The organism is Acidimicrobiales bacterium, from assembly GCA_035536915.1.
Lineage (GTDB): Bacteria > Actinomycetota > Acidimicrobiia > Acidimicrobiales > JAHWLA01 > JAHWLA01.
This window is the reverse complement of record DATLNE010000020.1, coordinates 37,027-58,165: the sequence shown is the minus strand read 5'-3', so window position 1 is coordinate 58,165 and position 21,139 is coordinate 37,027. Positions and strand designations below refer to the sequence as shown.

General features: G+C 69.5%; 18 protein-coding genes. All 18 read left to right on the top strand.

From position 1 onward, the window contains the following. Positions 1-10 precede the first annotated feature (10 nt). The 18 genes from VM938_05480 (at position 11) to VM938_05395 (ending at position 21,137) form a co-directional block, all read left to right on the top strand. Positions 11-1,561, top strand: coding sequence for an acyl-CoA synthetase (locus tag VM938_05480; protein ID HVF74480.1), 1,551 nt, complete (start codon positions 11-13; stop codon positions 1,559-1,561). A gap of 10 nt (positions 1,562-1,571) precedes the next feature. Beyond that, positions 1,572-2,561, top strand: a complete 990-nt coding sequence (locus VM938_05475) for a Gfo/Idh/MocA family oxidoreductase (protein ID HVF74479.1) — start codon at positions 1,572-1,574, stop codon at positions 2,559-2,561. A 121-nt stretch (positions 2,562-2,682) separates the two neighbouring features. After that, positions 2,683-4,968: an ATP-binding domain-containing protein gene (locus VM938_05470; protein HVF74478.1), complete on the top strand. Its 2,286-nt coding sequence runs from the start codon at positions 2,683-2,685 to the stop codon at positions 4,966-4,968. Positions 4,969-5,001: 33 nt separating this feature from the next. Beyond that, entirely contained in the window at positions 5,002-6,006 is a 1,005-nt protein-coding gene (locus tag VM938_05465) for a PfkB family carbohydrate kinase (GenBank protein ID HVF74477.1), read from the top strand. A gap of 34 nt (positions 6,007-6,040) precedes the next feature. Then, a complete protein-coding gene (locus VM938_05460) occupies positions 6,041-6,616 on the top strand; it encodes a hypothetical protein (GenBank protein HVF74476.1) in 576 nt (191 codons plus the stop codon). A 2-nt stretch (positions 6,617-6,618) separates the two neighbouring features. Further along, the gene (locus VM938_05455) at positions 6,619-7,647 is read left to right on the top strand and encodes a TIGR03617 family F420-dependent LLM class oxidoreductase (GenBank protein HVF74475.1); all 1,029 of its coding nucleotides are present in this window, start codon (positions 6,619-6,621) and stop codon (positions 7,645-7,647) included. A 76-nt stretch (positions 7,648-7,723) separates the two neighbouring features. Continuing rightward, positions 7,724-8,134 carry a MaoC family dehydratase N-terminal domain-containing protein gene (locus tag VM938_05450; protein HVF74474.1) on the top strand — a complete coding sequence of 137 codons (411 nt, stop codon included), beginning with the start codon at positions 7,724-7,726 and terminating at the stop codon, positions 8,132-8,134. 32 nt (positions 8,135-8,166) lie between these two features. Next, on the top strand, positions 8,167-8,547 hold the full coding sequence (locus VM938_05445; protein HVF74473.1) for a MaoC/PaaZ C-terminal domain-containing protein: 381 nt from the start codon (positions 8,167-8,169) through the stop codon (positions 8,545-8,547). Beyond that, positions 8,544-9,722 carry a CaiB/BaiF CoA-transferase family protein gene (locus VM938_05440; GenBank protein HVF74472.1) on the top strand — a complete coding sequence of 393 codons (1,179 nt, stop codon included), beginning with the start codon at positions 8,544-8,546 and terminating at the stop codon, positions 9,720-9,722. The genes VM938_05445 and VM938_05440 overlap by 4 nt, the downstream gene beginning before the upstream one ends. Positions 9,723-9,741: 19 nt before the next feature. After that, positions 9,742-10,641, top strand: coding sequence for an SDR family NAD(P)-dependent oxidoreductase (locus tag VM938_05435; protein ID HVF74471.1), 900 nt, complete (start codon positions 9,742-9,744; stop codon positions 10,639-10,641). 128 nt (positions 10,642-10,769) lie between these two features. Further along, the gene (locus VM938_05430) at positions 10,770-12,086 is read left to right on the top strand and encodes an OB-fold domain-containing protein (protein ID HVF74470.1); all 1,317 of its coding nucleotides are present in this window, start codon (positions 10,770-10,772) and stop codon (positions 12,084-12,086) included. Further along, entirely contained in the window at positions 12,086-13,279 is a 1,194-nt protein-coding gene (locus VM938_05425) for an acetyl-CoA acetyltransferase (GenBank protein ID HVF74469.1), read from the top strand. Before VM938_05430 ends, VM938_05425 begins: the two co-directional genes overlap by 1 nt. Before the next feature lie 24 nt (positions 13,280-13,303). Further along, positions 13,304-14,467 (top strand): acyl-CoA dehydrogenase family protein, encoded by a 1,164-nt coding sequence (locus VM938_05420; GenBank protein HVF74468.1) that lies wholly within the window; start codon positions 13,304-13,306, stop codon positions 14,465-14,467. Beyond that, positions 14,464-15,732 carry an acyl-CoA dehydrogenase family protein gene (locus VM938_05415; protein ID HVF74467.1) on the top strand — a complete coding sequence of 423 codons (1,269 nt, stop codon included), beginning with the start codon at positions 14,464-14,466 and terminating at the stop codon, positions 15,730-15,732. Before VM938_05420 ends, VM938_05415 begins: the two co-directional genes overlap by 4 nt. Continuing rightward, the gene (locus VM938_05410; GenBank protein HVF74466.1) at positions 15,680-18,538 is read left to right on the top strand and encodes an AAA family ATPase; all 2,859 of its coding nucleotides are present in this window, start codon (positions 15,680-15,682) and stop codon (positions 18,536-18,538) included. Before VM938_05415 ends, VM938_05410 begins: the two co-directional genes overlap by 53 nt. Before the next feature lie 51 nt (positions 18,539-18,589). Further along, positions 18,590-19,540 carry an SDR family NAD(P)-dependent oxidoreductase gene (locus tag VM938_05405; protein ID HVF74465.1) on the top strand — a complete coding sequence of 317 codons (951 nt, stop codon included), beginning with the start codon at positions 18,590-18,592 and terminating at the stop codon, positions 19,538-19,540. After that, entirely contained in the window at positions 19,540-20,364 is an 825-nt protein-coding gene (locus tag VM938_05400; protein ID HVF74464.1) for an enoyl-CoA hydratase, read from the top strand. Before VM938_05405 ends, VM938_05400 begins: the two co-directional genes overlap by 1 nt. Next, entirely contained in the window at positions 20,361-21,137 is a 777-nt protein-coding gene (locus tag VM938_05395) for an enoyl-CoA hydratase-related protein (GenBank protein HVF74463.1), read from the top strand. Before VM938_05400 ends, VM938_05395 begins: the two co-directional genes overlap by 4 nt. Positions 21,138-21,139 lie beyond the last annotated feature (2 nt).

Here is a 21,139-nt window from a genome sequence, read left to right as displayed (position 1 = left end):
GGGAATGCAGTTGACCACGAACCTCAAGTTCGACGGCGGCGTGCTGGCCGGCGACGTGTTCACGCCCACCGAAGAGTTGTTGGAGCACGCTGCGCGCGCGGCGACCGGCCTCGCCGGCCTGGGCGTCGGCCCCGGTGACGCCGTGGCGCTGCTCATGCGCAACGACCTGCCGTTCGTCGAGGCGTCGTTCGCGGCCGCGCAACTGGGGGCCGCCCCGGTTCCGGTCAACTGGCATGGCACGGCTGACGAGGTCGGCTACATCCTGGCCGACAGCAAGGCCAAGGTCCTCGTGGTCCATGCCGACCTCCTCGCCCCTCTGCGGACTGCCGTGCCCGAGGGCGTGGCCGTGATCGGTGTACCAACGCCGGCCGCGGTCGCCAAGCGCTACGACATCGCCGCGCTGTGCGAACTGCCCGCCGACGTGCCGTCGTGGAGCGACTGGTTGCAAGGGTTCGACCCGTGGGACAGGGAACTCGAGGGTGCGCCGCTCTCGATGATCTACACCTCGGGCACGACCGGCCGTCCCAAGGGTGTACGCCGCCTGCCCGAGGGCCTCGACCCCGAGTTGCAAGCCGTGTACCACGAAGAGCTCAAGCGCTTCCTCGGCTTGGAGCCGGGCATGCGCACCGTGGTCACCGGACCGATGTACCACACGGCACCGAACAACCACGCCCTGATCGCTGCCCAGCTTGGCGGCTTCGTCGTGCTGCAACCGCGGTTCGACGCCGAGGAGCTGCTCGAGCTCGTCGAGCTTCACCGCATCAGCCACTTGCACATGGTGCCCACGATGTTCGTGCGGTTGCTGAAGCTCGACGACGCCGTGCGCGCCCGCTACGACGTGTCGTCGATCCGCCACGTCGTACACGCCGCGGCGCCGTGTCCGCCTGACGTCAAGTGGGCGATGATCGAGTGGTGGGGGCCTGTCGTCCACGAGTATTACGGCGGGACCGAGACCGGCGCCATCGTCGGCTGCACGAGTGAGGAGTGGCTCGCCCATCCGGGCACCGTGGGCCAACCGCTGGCCACCGCGTCCGTGCGCATCTTCGACGAGCACGGCAACGAGCAGCCGCCGAACGTGCCCGGCGAGGTCTACGTCCGCGCCGCCGGGTACCCGGATTTCACCTATCAGGGCAAGCCCGATGCGCGGTCGGAGGTCGAGCGCCAAGGACTCGTCACCGTGGGCGACATCGGCTACCTCGACGAGGACGGCTTCCTCTACCTCTGCGACCGCAAGCGCGACATGGTCATCTCGGGCGGCGTGAACATCTATCCCATCGAGATAGAGGCTTGTCTGCTGAAGCTCGAAGGTGTGCGCGACTGCGCCGTGTTCGGCATCCCCGACGAGGAGTTCGGTGAGTCGCTGGCTGCCGCCGTCGAATGCGAAGCGGGTTGCGAGCTCACGGTCGACGCCGTCAAGGCTCACGTGCGCGAGCACCTCGCCGGGTTCAAGGTCCCGAGGCTCGTCACCTTCCACGACGAGCTCCCGCGGGAGGACTCCGGAAAGATCTTCAAGCGCAAGCTGCGGGCCCCGTACTGGGAAGCCGCAGGACGGGCCATCTGAGCAAAGGGGCATGAGCGACTCACCCCTTCGCATCGGCCTCCTCGGAGCCGCCCGCGTCGCCGTCGATGCCGTACTGGCGCCCGCCCGGGAGCTGGCCTCCGTCGAGGTGGCCGGCGTAGCGGCGCGCGACCGCAAACGGGCCGAGGCGTTCGCGTCGGAACACGGCGTTGCGCGCGTCTACGCCGATTACGACGCGCTGCTCGCCGACGCCGAGATCGACGTCGTGTACGTCCCCCTTCCTACCAGCCTGCATCTCGAGTGGGCGCTGGCGGCCGTCGAAGCGGGCAAGCACGTGCTCTGTGAGAAACCACTCACGGCCAACGCGGACGAGGCGGAACGGCTGGTGGCCGCCGCAGATGCGGCGGGCCGGACGGTTGTCGAGGCCTACCACTGGCGCTACCACCCGCTCGCCGCCCGCCTTCTGGAGTTGCTCGGAAGCGGGCGAATCAGCGATGTCGTCTCGGTCGAAGGCGTGTTCACGGTGCCGAAGCCCGACGGGGTCGGCATGCAGCACGACCTCGCGCTCGGTGGTGGCGCCATGCTCAACCTCGGCTGCTACGCGGTGCACTGGGCGCGGACCGTCGTAGGCGCCGAGCCACGAGTTGCCGCCGCCTCGGCGGAGGTGGGCCGTCCCGGCATCGACGTGGCCATGACGGCTGAACTGGCATTCCCCGGCGGCATCGTGGGTCGCGTTCAGACGTCGATGGCTCCCGATGCTGCCTTTGGCGCCCTGCTCGTCGTCGAGGGCACCGGAGGGCGCATCCGGGTCGACAACCCGCTCGTGCCGCACCTCGGGCACGCCCTCACCGTGTGGGACGAAGCCGGAGAGGTGCGGGAGACGGTGGAGGGACGCTCCACCTACTGGCACCAACTGGCCACGGTCGCCGAGGGGTTGCGGAGCGGCGCTCCGATGCCCACGGGCGGCGCCGATTCGGTGGCGACGATGCGAGTGCTCGACGACATCTACCGGGCGGCAGGCCTGGACGCCAGAGGTGGTTGAGCCGGAGGAACGGGTGACCGCGGCCACGTGCGAGGCGTTGCGCCACGCAAGCGCCATGATCGTGAGCACGGGTCCATGAGCAGGGTCAGCGAAACCGACATCGACAGATCGCCGCCACACGATGACGAGTGAGCTCGACGGCGAGCGCGCCTATCTGGCGCGGGCGTACGAGCGGCTCGATGTCCTGCGCGCCGCGGCACGCGAGAAGGCAGCGGAGTCGGGCACTGGTGGCACCGCGCAAGCACTCTACGAACGGGACGTGGCGGCGTACCGCAGCGCGGCTCGCATGGCCTCGCTCTGGTTCGGCGACCTGCCACTCTGCTTCGGGCGCATCGACACCGAAGGCGGCGATCGTCACTACATCGGCCGCGTCGCAATCGACGACGAGCACCGCGAACCCCTGGTCGTCGACTGGCGGGCACCGGTGGCCGAGGCCTTCTACCGGGCCACGGGAGTGGCACCCATGGGGCTCGTACGTCGCAGGCACTTCCACTGCCGGGGGCGACGCCTCGTCGCCATCGACGACGAGCTGCTCGGCGACGCGAGCACCGATGTCGAGGTCGTCGGCGAAGGAGCGCTGCTCGCCGCCCTCGGTCGTACGCGCACCGGCCGGATGGGCGACATCGTGGCCACCATCCAGGCGGAGCAGGACGCCGCCGTCCGTGCAGGCCTGCCGGGCATCCTGGTGGTGCAAGGGGCGCCCGGTACCGGCAAGACCGCAGTGGCACTTCACCGCGCCGCCTACCTGCTCTACACGCATCGGGAGCGCCTCGAACGGACCGGCGTGCTCGTGGTCGGGCCCAACCCGCTGTTCTTGCGTTACGTCGAAGGGGTGCTCCCCTCCTTGGGCGAAGACACCGTCACCATGGCGACGATCGCCGACCTCGTTCTGGGCATCGAGGTTGTCGGGCACGACACCCCGTCGGCGGCGCGGGTGAAGGGGGACGCCCGCATGGCGGAGGTCGTCCGGCGGGCGGTGTCCCAGCGCCAACGGCGCCTGCGCCAGGATGCCAGAGTCGGCTTCGGCGTCTATTCGATGGTCGTGACCGTAGAGGCGTCCAAGCGCATCGTCGCTGCTGCTCGGAAGCGGCCGGGCACGCACAACGCCCGCCGTCCGTTCGTCGAGCGCGTGCTGCTGCGCCACCTCTACGACTTGTATGTCGCTGCGTTCGACCGAGCCGTGCGCCTCGGACGCCGCGGCCCAGGTGACCCCGACAGCCGCTCGACCTTCGTTGCCGCTGTACGGCGACGCCCCGAAGTGCGGCAGGTGCTCGACACGCTTTGGCCGCGGCTCACGCCCGAGGAGCTCGTCGGCGACCTGTACCGGGTTCCCGCACTGCTCCGTGCCGCTGGGCGTGGCCTCTTCGTCGAGGCGGAGTTGGAGGGGCTGGCGCGCCTTGAGCCGGAGTGGAGCGAAGCAGACGTTCCCCTGCTCGACGAGGCCTTCGCGCTGCTCGGCCCCGAGTCGCCGCCTCCGCGGGCGGCGCCGGTGGACGCCGTGGAAGAGCAGTGGCGCATCGACCAAGCATTGTCGGACCACCTGCCCGATTGCCCACGCTGCGGCAGCCAGCTCTCGGTGGTGCGCGGCTCGGATGCCTCTCGGCTGCGGTGCGAGTACGCCACCTGCGGACGAGAATGGCGCGCCGACCAGGTGATGAGCCCGGCGGAGGCCGTGCGTCTCTGGGAACTGCGCCAACGGCTCGGAGCCGAGCAGGTGGTCGAGCAGCCCGAGAGCGAGAGCATCCGTCGGTTCGGCCACGTCATCGTGGACGAGGCCCAGGACGTGTCGCCTATGGCGTGGCGCCTGCTCGCCCGCCGCGCCGCCGGATCTTCGTTCACCGTGGTCGGCGACCTCGCGCAGGCGAGCGGCTCGAACGCGCCGTCGTCGTGGGAGGAGGCGCTGGCGACGCTGGAGGCACACGAGCCGCCGAAGATGGTGGAGCTCGACATCAATTACCGGACCCCCGCCGAGATCATGGAGGTTGCCGCCGCTGTCCTTGCTGTAGCGGCCCCGCAGCTTCGTCCTCCTCGATCGGTGCGAACGTCAGGAGAGCAGCCGACGTGGTCGCACGTCGCTGCCGGTCAGCTTGTCTCGACGGCCTTCGCGCTGGCAGCCGAGGCCAATGCCGCGGGCGGGACTGTCGCCGTGATCGTGCCTGCCGCCCACCGGGCGAGCTTCGGGGCCGACCCGGTGATCGACCTGGCGGACGTGGACATTGCCGTGCTGTCGGTGCGCGAGGCGAAAGGCCTGGAGTTCGACAGCGTCGTGGTGGTCGAGCCGGCTGCGCTGGTCGCGGAGCACGAGCAAGGATTCCACGCCCTGTACGTCGCGCTGACGAGGGCAACGCGCCGCCTCGACGTGGTGTGGGCAGGCGAACTTCCCCAGCCGCTCGCGCAGTTCGCCTGATTCCTCTCGCTTCCGACAACGTTGTCAATTACAATGGCCCTCGTGCGGACGCTGGTGGCTGGACACGTGTGCATCGACCTGATGCCGCGCCACGAACGTCCTGCCGAGCTTCTGCCCGGGCGTCTTTTCGACGTGGGCCCGTTGACGCTGCGGCCGGGCGGGTGCGTGGCGAACACTGGGCTCGACCTCGCTGCGCTCGGCGGTGACGTTCGCCTGGCGGCAGACGTCGGCGACGACGAGCTCGGCCGGCTCTTGCGCTCCCTCCTGCGGACGCAGGGCGTCGATGCCACCGGGATTCGCCCGTTGCCGGGATGCAACACGTCGTACTCGATCGTCGTGCAGCCTCCCGGTGCCGACAGGACGTTCTGGCACCACGTGGGAGCGAACGCCCACTTCGACGGTCGCCACCTCGACCTGACCGGCATCGACGTGCTCCACCTCGGCTACCCGACGCTCCTGCCGTGCCTTTACGAGCAGGGCGGTCGCCAGTTGGCGGCATTGCTCGATCGAGCCCGCGCTCGTGGCATCACCACGTCGGTGGACCTGGCGACTGTCGACCCGAGCTCGCAGGCTGCCCGCCACGACTGGGAAGCGTTGCTGCGCGCCGCGCTGCCGCTTGTCGACGTGTTCGCGCCCAGCGTCGACGACCTCGCCTCCGCGCTGGGTGCTGCCCGATCCGCTGCACAGTGGGCCGACGACTTGGTGGCGGCCGGGGCCGCCGTCGTGATGGTCAAGGCGGGCGCGGCCGGCCTGTACCTGCGCACGGCGGGACGGGAACGGATGGAGCGGGCGGGTCCGCTGTTGGCGAGGGCGGCCGAGCAGTGGTGCGATCGCGCGCTCCACGCGCCGGCTCGTGCCGTCGAGGTGGTCAGTACGAACGGGGCAGGCGATGCGGCCGCCGCGGGTTTGCTCTACGGCATCACTGCCGGCATGAGCCCGAGCGACGCGCTCGATGTGGCTGCCGATGCAGCCGCGGCCCGCGTCGGCGGCCTCGACCGCCTGCCGCCCTTCGAGGAGCTTTCGGTCACCACCGGGTGACCTGACGGACATCGCACAGGAGGAATCGCACGTCGTGGTAGTTGCCAAGAAGGAAGCGCGCGCCGCTCAATCCCGGGCCGCGCAGATGCTGGAGGAGGCGGGCTTCGTGCTCACCGCCGCCGAGAAGGACGCCATCGAAGTCGTCGACTGCGGGCTCTCCGAGCTCGACGAGACGGGCCTCGAGATCGTCGTGTACGTCAACACGGACCGGGTGTGTGCCAAGGAGATCGTGTTGTTCCCGGGCCAGACCTGCCCGGAGCACCGGCACCCGCCCTTCGGCGGCACGCCGGGCAAGGAGGAAACCTTCCGGTGCCGCAAGGGCACCGTCTACCTCTACACCGAGGGAGCCCCCACGCCCGACCCTGTATGCCGTCCGCCACGTGCTGACAAAGGTGCCTACACCGTGTGGCACGAGGTCGTCCTGCAGCCTGGCGACCAGCACACAGTCCCGCCGAACACGCTGCACTGGTTTCAAGCCGGCCCGGAAGGGGCGATCGTCTCGGAGTTCTCGACCCAGAGTCGCGACGACCTCGACGTCTTCACCGATCCGGAGATCAACCGGGAGACGACAGTGGTCGACGACGACGCTGTGGCTGCTACGGCGCCCTGAGCATGAAGGTCGATGTCATCGTCGGCGGCACGCCGTCGGAGGTGGGCGCCGCAGCCCGTGACGCGGAGGAGGTAGGCCTCGACGGCGTGTTCGTGGCGGAGACGAGCCACGACCCCTTCTTGCCGCTGGTGCCCGCCGCGTTGTCGACGCAACGCGTGCAGGTGGGAACCTCCATTGCCGTCGCCTTCGCCCGCACACCGATGGCCGTGGCAGTTCTCGCCAACGACCTCCAACTCTGTTCGGAGGGCCGTTTCGTCCTGGGCCTCGGCAGCCAGATCGCTGCACATGTGACGAAGCGCTTCTCCATGCCGTGGTCGAAGCCCGCGGCCCGGATGCGAGAGTTCGTCCTGGCCATGCGGGCGGTGTGGGCCGCCTGGAACGAGGGCACCCCACTCGACTTCCGAGGCGACTTCTACGCGCACACCCTCATGACGCCGGTGTTCAACCCGGGACCGAACCCCTTCGGGATGCCGAAGGTCTTCCTCGCCGGAGTGGGTGCTCGAATGACCGAGGTGGCGGGGGAGGTCGCAGACGGCTTCTTCGTCCACCCGTTCACCACCGAGCAGTACATGCGTGAGGAGACGTTGCCTGCCGTCCAACGCGGACTCGACAGCGCAGGGCGCGCTCGTTCGACGCTGGAGGTGAGTTACCCGGTGTTCGTGGTGACGGGCCGCGACGACGCGGAATTGGCGGAGAACGCGCAGCCCGTGAAGCAGCAGCTGGCCTTCTATGCGTCCACGCCCGCCTATGTCGGCGTGTTGGAGAAGCACGGCTGGGGTGACGCCCATCCCGTCCTGCACGCGTTGTCGAAGCAAGGCGAGTGGAAGCGCATGGCGGACGTCTTCGACGACGAGATGCTCAACGCGTTCGCAGTCGTCGGCGAGCCGGCGGCGATCGGCGTCGAGGTGCAACGGCGCTACGGCGACCTCGCCGATCGCGTCACCCCCGCCATGCCGTACGAACCCGCGGGCGACGTCCGTCGCGACGTGCTCGACGCAATACGGGCAGCCGCGGTGGGGCCGTCTTATTGATAGGGCGTACTCGGCTGTGGCACAGCCCGGCCGGCGCGCAAGGTGGCGACGACGCCTGGCATTCACGGAGCGATACATGTACGAGATACCGATCGAGCGCGGCAAGGTCCGGGAGTTCGCCCGCGCCACCCAATCCGACAACCCGGCATACGACGCGCCCGACGCCGTCGTGCCGCCGACGTTCCTCACCACTGCGGCGATGACGTGGGAGCCGGCGGAGGAGATCGGCGCCAAGGACCTGGGCTACGAGCTGGCCCGGCTGCTCCACGGCGAGGAGGAGTACGTCTTCCACGGGCCCCCGCCCCGAGCAGGTACCACGCTCACCGTGAGCGCCCGCCTCGGCGAGCAGTGGGAGAAGGAGGGGAAGCGAGGCGGCGTGATGCGCTTCGCCACGATCGTGCACGAGTTCAGGGACACCACGGGATCACTGGTGGCGGAGCAGCGCTCCACGCTGGTCGAAACGGGCCGTCCCCCTGCGGAGGGATGACGATGGCAACGACGAGCACCACTTCCATCGCGGTGGGCGACAGCGCGCCGGGACGCAGCTTCGGCCCGCTCACCCGTACCGACTTCGTGCGCTACGCAGGCGCGTCGGGCGACTTCAACCCCATCCACCACGACGAGGGCTTCGCGACATCCGCGGGATTTCCGACCGTCTTCTCGATCGGCATGCTCCAGGCCGGGTTCCTCGCCACCTTCGCGACGGACTGGCTCGGTGCCGAGGCAATCCGTCGTTTTCGCGTGCGCTTTCTCGAGCAGGTCTGGCCGGGTGACGTCCTCGAGTGCTCCGGCACGGTGGCGTCTGTCGAGGGCGACACCGTCGAGGTCGAACTTCGCTGCGTGCGCCAGACGGGCGGGCTTGCCATCAGCGGCACAGCCTCCTTCGACCTGTCGCGATGACGAAGCGTGGGCCCCTCGCCGGGCTTCGTGTCGTCGAGATGGCGGGCCTGGCGCCTGCGCCCTTCGCCTGCATGGTCCTGGCCGACCTCGGCGCCGAGGTGTTGCGAGTCGATCGGGCAAAGTCCGGCGAGAACGGGGCGTACGTTGTCGCTCCGTTCGGGCCGAGTGACGTGCTCGGCCGTGGGCGACGGTCGGTGGCCCTCGACCTGAAGCACCCGGCTGCCGTGGACGCCGTCCTCGCCGTCGTCGAGGAAGCCGACGTGCTCGTCGAAGGGTTTCGTCCCGGCGTGATGGAACGCCTCGGGCTGGGCCCTGACGTCTGCCTCGCCCGTAACCCGCGGCTGGTCTACGGGCGCATGACCGGCTGGGGTGGGCAGGGCCCACTGGCGCTCACCGCGGGGCACGACATCGACTACATCGCCGTCGCCGGTGCGCTCCACTTGATCGGAAGGCCCGACGACAAGCCGCTTCCCCCGGCGAACCTCCTCGGCGACTTCGGCGGCGGCGGGCTGCTCCTCGCCTTCGGCATCCTCGCCGCGCTCTACGAGCGCGTCGGATCGGGTTCGGGGCAAGTCGTCGATGCGGCGATGGTCGACGGAGCCGCGCTGCTCACCACGATGCTCCACGGGCTCGTTCATGCGGGGGCATGGTCCGATCAGCGCGGCACGAACCTCCTGTCGGGCGTCGCGCCCTTCTACACGACGTACGAAACCGCCGACGGCGGCTACATGGCGGTGGGCGCCGTCGAGCCCGAGTTCTACCGGGAGCTCCTCACGCGGATCGGCGCCGCTGACGTCGATCCCGACCGCCAGCACGACCGGTCGACATGGCCGGCGACCACGGCTCGCTTCGAGTCGATCTTCCGTACCCGAACGCGACAGGAATGGGCGACGCTGCTGGAGTCGAGCGATGCCTGCGCCGTGCCCGTCATGAGCCTGACGGAAGCTCCCGGCCACCCACACAACGTGGCCCGGGACGCCTTCGTCGACGTCGGCGGGATCGTGCAGCCTGCCCCTGCGCCCCGCTTCGGCCGTACTCCGCCCGATGCGCCCTTGCCTCCTCGTCCTTCGGGAGGGGAGGGCGTGGAACCGCTGCACGACTGGGGCGTTCCCGTCGAGATCGTCGCCGCACTTGTGGCCGCGGGCGCCGCCGTGGTGCCCGCCCCCGTCAACTGACCCCCTCGAGGAGCACGACATGGAACCCATCACCTTCGACAACCAGGTAGCCGTCGTCACCGGCGCAGGCGGCGGCCTGGGCCGCACGTACGCCCTCGAGTTGGCTCGGCGCGGCGCCAAGGTCGTGGTGAACGACCTTGGTGGCACCCCGGACGGGACCGGCGCGTCGCGCGCAGCCGACCGCGTCGTGGCCGAGATCACCGAGGCAGGCGGCGAGGCGGTCGCCAGCTACGACTCGGTGTCGACCCCCGAGGGCGGTGCCGAGGTCGTGCAGCGCGCCATCGACGCGTTCGGGACCGTCGACATCGTGGTCAACAACGCCGGCTTCCTTCGCGACCGCTCGTTCCCGAAGCTGTCACTCGAAGAGCTGCACGGCATCGTCGAAGTCCACCTGCTCGGCGCGTTCTACGTCTCGCAGCCGGCGTTCCGGGTGATGAAGGAGAAGGGCTACGGACGGCTGGTGTTCACCAGTTCCGCGGCGGGGCTCTTCGGCAACTTCGGGCAGGCGAACTACGCGGCGGCCAAGATGGGCCTGGTCGGCCTCTCCAACGTCTTGGCCCTGGAGGGCGCCACGTGTGGCGTGCTCTCCAACACCATCGCCCCGGTGGCCGCCTCGCGCCTCACCGAGGAGCTCTTGGGCGACGCCGCCGAGCTGCTGGCACCCGACCTCGTGGCCCCGATGGTCGTGTACCTGGCGTCGAAGGCCTGCGACGTCACCGGCGAGGTCTATTCGGCGGCTGGAGGTCGTTTCGCCCGGGTGTTCGTCGGCCTCGCGCCGGGGTGGTTCGCAGGAAAGGGCTTGCAGCCCACCGCCGAGGACGTAGCTGCCCACATCGCCGACATCCGTTCCGAGGACGGTTACGCCGTCCTCACAAACTGCTTCGAGGAGACCGCGTTGCTCCAGAAGCAGCTCTCCTGACCACGTTCCGAAAGAGGACTGACATGGCCGGAATCACCGCGTACGCCACGTACGTTCCCGTTTACCGTCTGGACCGGGCCGCTGTTGCCGCAACCCTGGGCGGCACCGCCGCCAAAGGAACCAGGGCAGTGGCGTCGTACGACCAGGACACCACTTCGCTCGGAGTGGAGGCGGCACGCCGCGCCGTAGCGGGCCTGCCTGCTCCCGACGCCGTCGTCTTCGCCACGACGGCGCCTGCATACGCCGACAAGACCAACGCCACCGCCATCCACGCTGCTCTCGGCCTCGACCGAGCGAGCGCAGCCTTCGACATGGTCGGCTCGGTGCGCTCGGCCATGGGAGCACTGCGGTTCGCGCTCGACGGGTGCCACGCGGGGCGCACAACTCTGGCCGTCCTGTCCGACATCCGCACCGGACTTCCGGGCGGTAACGACGAGGCGGGAGGCGGCGACGCCGCTGCCGCTCTGTTGTTCGGTGACGAAGGCGTGATCGCCGACGTCGTGGCCACGTCGTCGGCGACCGCCGAGTTCCTCGATCGCTGGCGGACGCCGGGCGAGAGTTGGTCGAGCGTATGGGAGGAGCGGTTCGGTGAGACCGCGTACCTGCCACTGGTCGAGGCTGCCGTCACCGACGCCCTCAAGGAAGCGGGCCTCGCGGTCGGCGACATCGACCGCTTGGTCGTGGCGGGCCTTCATGAGCGGGCGGCCCGGGGCGTGGCGCGGGTGGTCGGGGTGCCGAAGGAGCGGGCCTCCGACGAGCTCGGTGCGGTGTTGGGGAACACCGGCTGTGCGCAGCCGGGCGTACTTCTCGCTGACGCACTCGACCGGGCTGAAGACGGCGAGGTGATCATGCTCGTCACGCTGGCCGACGGTGTCGAAGTCGTCGTCTTTCGTGCGACCGAGAAGCTCGTCGCCTTCCGTGAAGGCCGTCCGACGGTGCGCGAGCAGGCCGCGGCCTCGATGCCGGTCGACTACGCCGCGTTCTTGACGTGGCGCGGCATGCTGCGCCGGGAGCCCCCCCGTCGTCCTGATCCCGAGCGACCGGCGGGCCCCCCGTCCTATCGCACGGAGGCGTGGAAGTTCGGCTTCGTGGCGAGCCGGTGCCTCGAGTGCGGGACCCGCCACCTTCCGCCCGACCGGGTCTGCCTGACGTGCGGCGCGGTCGACCAGATGACCCCGGAGCGGCTGGCCGACGTTCCCGCCACCATCGCCACGTTCACCGTCGACCGGCTGGCGTTCTCGTTGAGCCCGCCTGTCGTGGTGGCGGTGGTGGACTTCGACGGCGGCGGCAGGTTCCAGTGCGAGATGGCCGACGTCGACCGTGAGCAGGTCGCAATCGGCGACCGCGTCGAGATGACGTTCCGCCGCTTCTACACGGCAGGCGGCGTCCACAACTACTTCTGGAAAGCCCGCCCGGCACGGGCGACGAGCGGAGGGCAGGACTGATGGGATCGAAGGGCATTCGTGACCAAGTGGCCATCGTCGGAATGGGCTGCACCCCGTTCCGCGAGCATTGGGACAAGAGCACCGATGACCTCTTGGTGGACTCGTCGCAGGCGGCGTTGGCCGCCGCCGGGATGGAGATCGACGCGGTCGACGCCTTTTGGCTCGGCACCATGGGCTCCGGCATCTCGGGCCTCACGCTGTCGCGGCCGTTGAAGATCGACTACAAGCCGGTGTCGCGCTTGGAGAACATGTGCGCCACGGGCTCGGACGCCTTCCGGAACGCGTGCTACGCCGTTGCCGCCGGGGCAGTCGACGCCGCCATGGCGATCGGCGTGGAGAAGTTGAAGGACGGCGGGTTCTCCGGCCTGACGACCCAGTTCCCGCCGAGCGACGGCACCACGGTGCCGCTGACCGCCCCCGCCATGTTCTCGCTGTTGGCGCCTGCCTACGCCAAGAAGTACGGCGTCGACGATGCCGAGCTCAAGGACGTGCTGACCCGCATCGCCTGGAAGAACCATCGCAACGGGGCCCGCAACCCCTTGGCGCAGTACCGCAAGGAAGTGGCGAAGGACGTCATCTGCTCCTCGCCGTTGGTCGCCGGCCCGCTGGGGATCTTCGACTGTTCGGGCGTGGCCGACGGCTCGGCTGCCGCCATCATCGTGCGGGCCGAAGACGCCTACAAGTACACGGACAAGCCGCTGTTCGTGAAGGCTCTCTCACTGGTGGCCGGGCCTTCTGCCGGTCCCATCGACCCGACCTACGACTACACGACCTTCCACGAGGTCGTGCGCTCCGCAGTAGCCGCCTATCGCCAAGCGGGCGTCGACAACCCGCGCGCCGAACTGGCGATGGCAGAGGTGCACGACTGCTTCACCCCGACCGAGTTGGTGCTCATGGAGGACCTCGGCTTCACCGAGCGCGGCATGGCGTGGAAGGAGGTGCTGGCGGGCACGTTCGACCTCGACGGCGAGCTGCCGGTCAATCCCGACGGGGGCCTCAAGAGCTTCGGGCATCCCATCGGCGCCTCGGGGTTGCGCATGCTGTTCGAGTGCTGGCTGCAGCTGCGCGGAGAGGCCGGCGAGCGACAGATCGACAACGGGCGCACGCTCGCCCTCACCCACAACCTCGGCGGTGCGCCGGGTAGCTGCGTGAGCTTCGTGAGCATCGTGGGCTCGGAACTGACGGAGTCCTGACGCATGTCAGTCGATGTGCGCGCGATGTTGGCCCCGCGAGTCGAACGACTGCTCGCGGAGCACCCGCCCACGGAGGTGGACCCGCGCCGGTTCCTCGGTGCGCAGTTCGACGCGGGCCTGGCGTGGGTGCACTTTCCGGAGGGGCACGGCGGGCTCGGGCTCGACCCCGGGGACCAGGTGGTGGTCGACGAACTGCTCCGCGACGCCGGTGCACCGACAACACCTGTCGTGTCGATGATCGGCCTCGGCATGGGCGCTCCCGTGGTAATGACGCACGGCAGCGAGGAGCAGAAACGCCGGTACCTCCGCCCTCTCTTCACGGGCGAGGAGATCTGGTGCCAGCTCTTCAGCGAGCCGGGTGCCGGTTCCGACGTCGCCGCGCTTGCCACCACGGCGACCCGCGACGGCGACGAGTGGGTCGTCAACGGCCAGAAGGTGTGGACCTCGGTTGCCCACGTCGCCCGTTGGGGGATGCTCGCCGCCCGCACCGACCCCGACCAGCCGAAGCACAAGGGCATGACCTACTTCGTCATGGACATGCACGCTTCCGGCGTCGAGATCCGCCCCCTGCGTCAGATCACCGGTGATGCGGAGTTCAACGAGGTCTTCTTCTCCGACGCCCGGGTTCCCGACAGCGAGCGCTTGGGTGACGTGGGGGAGGGCTGGACGGTGATGCTCACCACCCTTATGAACGAGCGCGTGGCGATCGGCGGGATCGTGCAGCCACGTGGCGGCGGGATGATCGGGGTTGCCGTCGAGGCGTGGCGCAAGGCAGGCGACAAGTCGCCCGTGCTGCGTGATCGTCTGGCGGGACTATGGGTGGAGGCGGAGTGCCTGCGCCTTACGGCATTGCGCGCCGCGGCGGGCCGCAACAGCGGGGTGCCGGGTCCCGAAGGCTCGATCGGCAAGCTCGTCGGCGCCCTGCTCAACCAGCGCATCACCGAGTTCTGCCTCGACGTGCTCGGGCCTGCGGGCACGTTGTACGGCAGCTACGAGATGGAACAACGGCCGCGTGGCCACGAGATCTTCGACGACCTGCCCCGTGCGTTCCTCCGCGCGCGCGCGAACTCCATCGAGGGTGGCACGTCCGAGGTGATGCGGAACATCCTCGGTGAGCGGGTCCTCGGGTTGCCGGGCGACGTGCGCGTCGACCGTGATCGTTCGTGGCGGGAGGTGCCGCGCAATTGATCCCGTCCGCGCTCGAGGAGTTCGAGCGGGAGTGCGTGGCGTTCTTCGAGGCCAATGCCCCGCGCCAGGCCGAGGGAGCGCCCTTCGTGTGGGGCGAAGGGCTCGAGGCGGCGGTGATGTTCGGCGACTTCGGCGGTGATGCCGAAGACGAACAGCGCCGGCTGGCGGAAGCGAAGGCGTGGCGGGCCAAGCGCTTCGAGGCAGGGCTCGGCTGGATCGGCGGGCCGCCCGAGTTCGGTGGCCGTGGGCTGACCCAGGCCCACGAGCGCGTCTACGCGGCGGTGGAGTCGCAGTTCGTCGTGCCCGACCAGACCGTCTACGTCGTGGGCTTGGGCATGGTGGCGCCGACGATCCTGGCTCACGGCACCGAGGTCGCCAAGGGCCGCTACCTCACAGCCATGCACCGCGGTGACGTCATCGGCTGTCAGCTGTTCAGCGAGCCGAGCGCAGGGTCGGACCTGGCCGCGCTGGCCTGCCGGGCGGAACGTGACGGCGACGAGTGGGTGGTGAACGGGCAGAAGGTGTGGACGTCGAGCGCGCACGTCGCCGACATCGGCGAGATCCTCTGCCGCACGGACGTCGGGAGGCCCAAGCACCGGGGCATCACGGCATTCCTCGTCGACATGCACGCCCCGGGGGTGACGGTACGGCCGATCAAGCAGATGAACGGCGGCACTTCGTTCAACGAGGTTTTCCTCGACAACGTCCGCATTCCCGACGACCACCGTCTCGGGGCCGTCGACGACGGCTGGTCGGTTGCTCTCACCACGCTGTCCAACGAGCGGGCATCGGTAGGGGTCGGCAGCACGGAGGGAGCGGCCCTCCAAGGCGTCACCGATGCGACGTGGCTGATGGAGATGCTCCGCCACTTCGGCGTCGAGCACGATCCCCTGCTGCGCCAGAAGCTCGCTCGTGTCTACATCGGGTTCCGGGTTGCGGCACTTAACAACCGACGCGCCATGGCGAAGGTGAAGGCGGGGCAGGCGCCGGGGCCGGAGCTGTCGGGTTCGAAGCTGGCGCTCACCGAGAACCTCCGGGCCGTCGCCGACTTCGTCGGCACCGTTCTCGGTCCGCGGCTTGCTGCGGACACCGGCGAGTGGGGCACGTTCGCATGGTCGCGGTTCGTCACCGCGGTGCCTGGCCTCCGCGTCGCAGGGGGCACCGACGAGATCCAGCGCAAGATCATCGCCGAGCAGGTGCTCGGCCTGCCTCGTGAGCCCGGCGCCGACGCCAAGATGCCGTTTCGAGACATGCCGAAGGGATGACACCAGGGCATCGGTATCCTCGCTGTCGGAGGCAAGCCATCACGTGTCGCTGATCGGGCGAACAGCAGAGCGAGACGCCGCCATGCGTGCCGTCGAGCAGGCGGCGCACGGTGTCGGTGGCGCAGTGATCCTCGAAGGGGAGGCGGGGATCGGCAAATCGGTGCTCTTGCGCGAGCTGGCCGACGACGTGCGGTCGCTCGGCAGCGTGCTCTTCGCTCGCGCCGACCCCATCGAGGGTGGTCTGCCGTACGCAGCCTTCGCCAACGCCTTGGCGTCGGCGCCCGCCCGGGCCGGGGAGGAGGTGGCATCGCTTCGGACCGAACTTGCCGAGGCTCTCGAACTCGGCTCGGCGACGACGGTTGCCAACGTGCATGCGGCCGCGGTGCGTTACCTCGCCGTCCTGCGCACCTACGACCCCGTCTTCCTGGTGATGGACGATCCGGGCGTGGCCGACGCGGACACGGTTGCACTCATCTCGCTGCTGCTGCGGCGCCCGGCGCGGTTTCCACTCGTGCTGGTGGCAACCGTCCGTACCCCTGAGGGCGAACCGCACCCGGCGTTCGTCGCCCTGCTCGACCGGTTGCGCCGCGACGAACTGCTCACGGTGGTGAGGCTGGCGCCGCTGTCGAGCGGGGAGCTACGACCCTTGGTCGAGACACTGCTGGGATGCGTGCCCGACGAGTCACTGATCGAAGAGTTGGGCGCCCAAACGCAAGGAAACCCGCTCTTCGCTCGCGAAGCGGTCCTCGGCTGGGACGAGTCGGGGCTTTTGGAGAAGGCGGACGGCCGTTGCCGGCTGCGAGGTGGATCGCGCCGACTACCGAGCGACCGCCGAGGAGCGCTGGTTCGACGCGTGCTGCGGGTCGGCGACGACGTGCGTGCCGTGGCCCAGGTGACGGCACTTCTCGGCACCGCCCGCCTCGACCGACTGGACTTGGTGGCCGACCTGGCGGGCCTGTACCGCGCTGACGCGTCACGCGCCTTCGACACCCTCGTCGCGCGCGGCGTGCTCGTCCCGCTCGACGACGAGGCCTTCGGCTTCTCGCACCAACTGCTCCGGGAGGCCCTGTACCACGGCATCCCTCCTGCCCGGCGTTGGGAGTGGCACCTGGCGGTGGCCGACTGGCTCGCCGCTCGGCCCCGCTCGGCGGCGGTGGTGCTCGAGTTGGCCGTACACAAGGCGGAGACCGCCGTCTACGGCGACCGCGGTGCCGCGCTTGCCCTCGTGGCGGCCGGCGACTTGCTGTCGGGCGCGGCCCCCCGCTCGTCGATCCCTCGATACGAGCGGGCGCTGTCGATCATGGCGGAGGACGAGCCCGACAGGGCGTCGGTGTCTTCCCGTCTGGCACGAGCACAGTTCCTGGCCGGGCGGCCGGCGGAGGCGAGCGCGACGGGGCTCGAGGCCCTTCGAGTGCTCGCACCCGGTGCCGAGCGTGCACGCACCGTCGGACTGGTGGCCGAAGCCCTTAACGCCGTCGGGGCCGCGTCGGAAGCGGTCGCCTTGCTCGAAGAGACCGGTGTCGACGCGGGAGACCTCCGCCTGGGGGCCCTGCGTGCCCACCTCCTCGTCTATCTCGGTCGAGTCGACGACGCCGTGACCATCACCAAGGCGATCGAGGAACGCCTCGCGACTGCAGAGCCGCCGCCCGCAGACCGCATCGCCACGCTTGTGCACGTCGCCCACGTGCACTCACTGCTCCACCGACATCGGTCGGTCGAACCTGTGGTCGCGCAGTTGATCGAGGTCGCCGCCGCCGCGCCGCTGCCGTCGCAACTGACTGCCTACGCCAACGTCGCCTACCTGGCCGCCGAGCGAGGCGACGAGGCGCGCGTGGCCGACTTCCTGAACCGCACGGAAGCACTCATGTCCGCGTCGGGCTGGACCCTCTTCCGCGCCGAAGCGGCGCTGGCGCGCATGCTCCACGGCTACGTCAAAGGGGATTGGGACGGTGCGCTGGCGACCGTCGACCACATCGCCGACGAGTTGGAGGACTCACAGTCGTATACGCATCTCGCGCTCCTCGGCGCGTTCAAGGCCGACATCCTCGCCAAGCGAGGGCAGTGGGCTCACGCCAGACGCGTCCTCGGAGAGCACGCCCCGTCGCCTGCCGTCGATGTCTTCCGCGCGTGGGCCGCGGGTGGGGTCGACTTGCTCACCGGCGACCTCGATTCGGCCCGCTCGGTGATCGAAGCCGCACTACCGCAGGCGGCGTTCGCCAAAGGCCGGTGCTTGCTCGCCACGCGGCTGGCGGAGGTTGAACTGGCCGCCGGACGACCGGATCGCTCTGCTGCCCTCGTTGCCGAGTTCGCCTGCCACGATCCCGAGGCAGCCGACAACCACGAACGCGTCACGGCGCGTGCGGTGTACGGCACCGCTACCGGCGACGCCGACGTGTTGGCCGATGCGCTCGGCGCGGCACGAGCGCTGGGCGACGTGTTCGTCGAGGCGACCGTTCACTTCGCCCTCGCCGAGCTCGACGTCGACAGCGAGGCGAACTTCGCCGAGGCGTACCGCAGGTTCCGGCAACTCGACGCCGACCCGTGGCGCCATCGCGTCGTCCGCGAGCTCAGGCGACGGGGGATGAAGGTCCCGCGTTACCGGCGACCACGTTCCGATGTGCTGACCGACGTCGAGCTTCAGATTGCCAGGTTGGTACAACAAGGCAGCCGCAACCGGGAGATCGCCGCGGTGCTGTCGATGAGCAAGAAGACCGTCGAGGCGAACCTCACGCGCATCTACGTGAAGGTCGGGGTCACGTCGCGGCTCGGACTCGTCCACTGGCTGGAAACAGCTTCGCCTCTATAGAGGGGGAGAACCCTCCTGTACGCGATGGCTGGTGGGCCGCAGGGTGGCTGGGTGATTCGCTTCGACGGCCAAGTCGCTGTCGTCACCGGCGCAGGGCGCGGGTTGGGCCGCTGCTACGCCGAGGCGCTCGCCGCGCGCGGCGCCTCTGTCGTCGTGAACGACCTCGGCGTCGCCCTCGACGGCGGCATCGACGGTGAGCGGCCGGCAGACGAGGTGGCGGGCGCCATCGAAGCCGCCGGAGGCAGCGCCGTCGCCGACCACCACAGCGTGGCCGACCCCGACCAGGCGCAGGCCATCGTGCAGACCGCGCTCGACGCCTTCGGCCGTATCGACATCCTCGTGAACAACGCCGGCATCTCGCGCACCGGGCGCTTCGCCGAACAACCGGTCGACGAGTTCCTCGCCGTGCTCGACACCCACCTCTACGGGGCCCTCTTCACCACGCGCGCCGCGTGGCCCCACATGCGGGCACAGGGGTACGGCCGGGTGGTGATGACGGTTTCGGCGCTCGGTTTCTGGGGAGCCCCGCAAAACGCCGCGTACGGCACGGCCAAGGCCGGCGTGTACGGCTTGGCCCGGGCGTTGGCGGCGGAGGGGGAGGAGTGCGGGGTGCGGGTGAACTGCGTTGCTCCGGCGGCCGAGACCCGGATGTCGCAGGAGCGGTTCGCCAAGCCGGGCTCTCGAACCTGGCGCCCCGCCTTGGTGGCTCCCGCCGTGCTGCACCTTGCCCACGAGTCCTGCGAGCTGAACGGCGAGGTGATCTCGGCGTTCGCCGGTCACTTCTCGCGAGTGCAGGTCGTGCAAGGCCCGGGCCTCCGCTTCGACCCGCGTGGGGAGGTCGAAGTCGAGGACTTCGTTGCCAAGCTCGACGACATCACGGCCATGAACGGCGCTGTCTGCTTTGCCAACGGGCACTACGACGCGCTCGGCAGGCCGCTGGGCGTCGACATTCGCGCCCTCGTCGAGTCGTCGGCCGCGCCCGTCACCCCCAAGGAGAACTGATGACCGTCGTCTACGACACGCCGGCTGACGGAGTTGCTCGTCTGACGCTCGACCGCCCCGAGGTGCGCAACGCCCAGAACGTGCAGTTGCTCTACGACCTGAACGCGGCGTTCGACCGCGCCGCGGCCGACGACGACGTGCGGGTGGTGATCCTCGCCGCCAACGGACCGCACTTCTCGGCAGGCCATGACCTGTACGAGGACCCGGTCGCCGTCATCGGAGAACACCGCACCGTGGGGACGTGGTGCGGCTTTGGTTGCGCCGGGGCCGAGGGGCGGATGGGGATCGAGAAGGAGATCTACCTCGGGTTCTCCGAGCGCTGGCGCAACCTGCCCAAGCCGACCATTGCCCAGGTGCACGGCAAGGTGATCGCGGGCGGCCTCATGCTCGTATGGCCGTGCGACCTCGTGGTGGCTTCGGACGACGCCACCTTTGCCGACAACACCGTGGCGATGGGCGTCGCCGGTGCGGAGTTCTTCCACCATCCGTGGGAGGTCGGGGCCCGGAAGGCCAAAGAGATGCTCTTCACCTCCGACGAGCTGACGGCGGCCGATGCGTTGCGCGTCGGGATGGTCAACCACGTCGTGCCGCGCCAAGAGCTGCCGGCATTCACCCTCGCCCTTGCGTCGCGCATCGCAGCCAAGCCGCTCTTCGCCCTCAAGACGGCGAAAGAGGCGGTCAATGCCGCACAGGACGCCCAAGGGCGGCCGAGCGCCATGCAAACCGCGTTTGCTCTGCACCAGCTCTGCCACACGCACAACCTCGTCGTCCACGGGCAACTGATCGACCCCGGGTACCTGGCGCCGAGAAAGGCCGACGCGTGACCGAGTACGAGACGCTTGTCGTCGAGCGGCGAGGGGCAGTCGAGTGGATCACGTTCAATCGGCCGACGCGACTGAACGCCATGGACGGCACCTTCGGCCGGGAGCTGGCAGGACGAGTCGAGGCCCTACGGACCGACACGTCTGTGCGCGTCGTCGTGCTTCGAGGGGCGGGTCGCGCCTTTTGCGCCGGCCTCGACATCGGCGCACGCATGGAGGGCAACGACGACGGCCTCGCCGAGAGACTGGCCGAGATCGTCGTCGGCCTCCGACGGTTGCCCCAGCCGGTGATCGCCTTGGTGCACGGGGCGGCATGTGGCGGGGGCTTCGCCCTGGCTCTCGCCGCCGACATCCGCATCGCCGGTGAGTCGGCCCGGATGAACGACGCCTTCGTCACGCTCGGCGTGTCCGGCTGCGAGCTCGGCATGAGCTACTTCCTGCCGCGTGAGCTCGGCATGTCGGTGGCGGCAGAACTGATGTTCACGGGTCGGTTTATCGATGCTTCCCGCGCGCTGCGACTGGGCCTCGTCTCCGACGTGGTTCCCGACGCGGATCTGGAGATGACGGCCCAACCTTTGATCGACGACATGCTCCGGGTCGCGCCGTTGGCACTGCGCAAGACGAAGGAAACGCTGTACCGCGCTGTCGAGGTCGACAAGTTGGAGGCGGTGGTGGAGATGGAGCTCGCCACCCAGGTGAAGTGCATGCAGGGCCCCGACTTCGAGGAGGGGCTGCGAGCCTTCGTCGAAAAGCGGGCTCCCGTCTTCGGCGCCTGAGG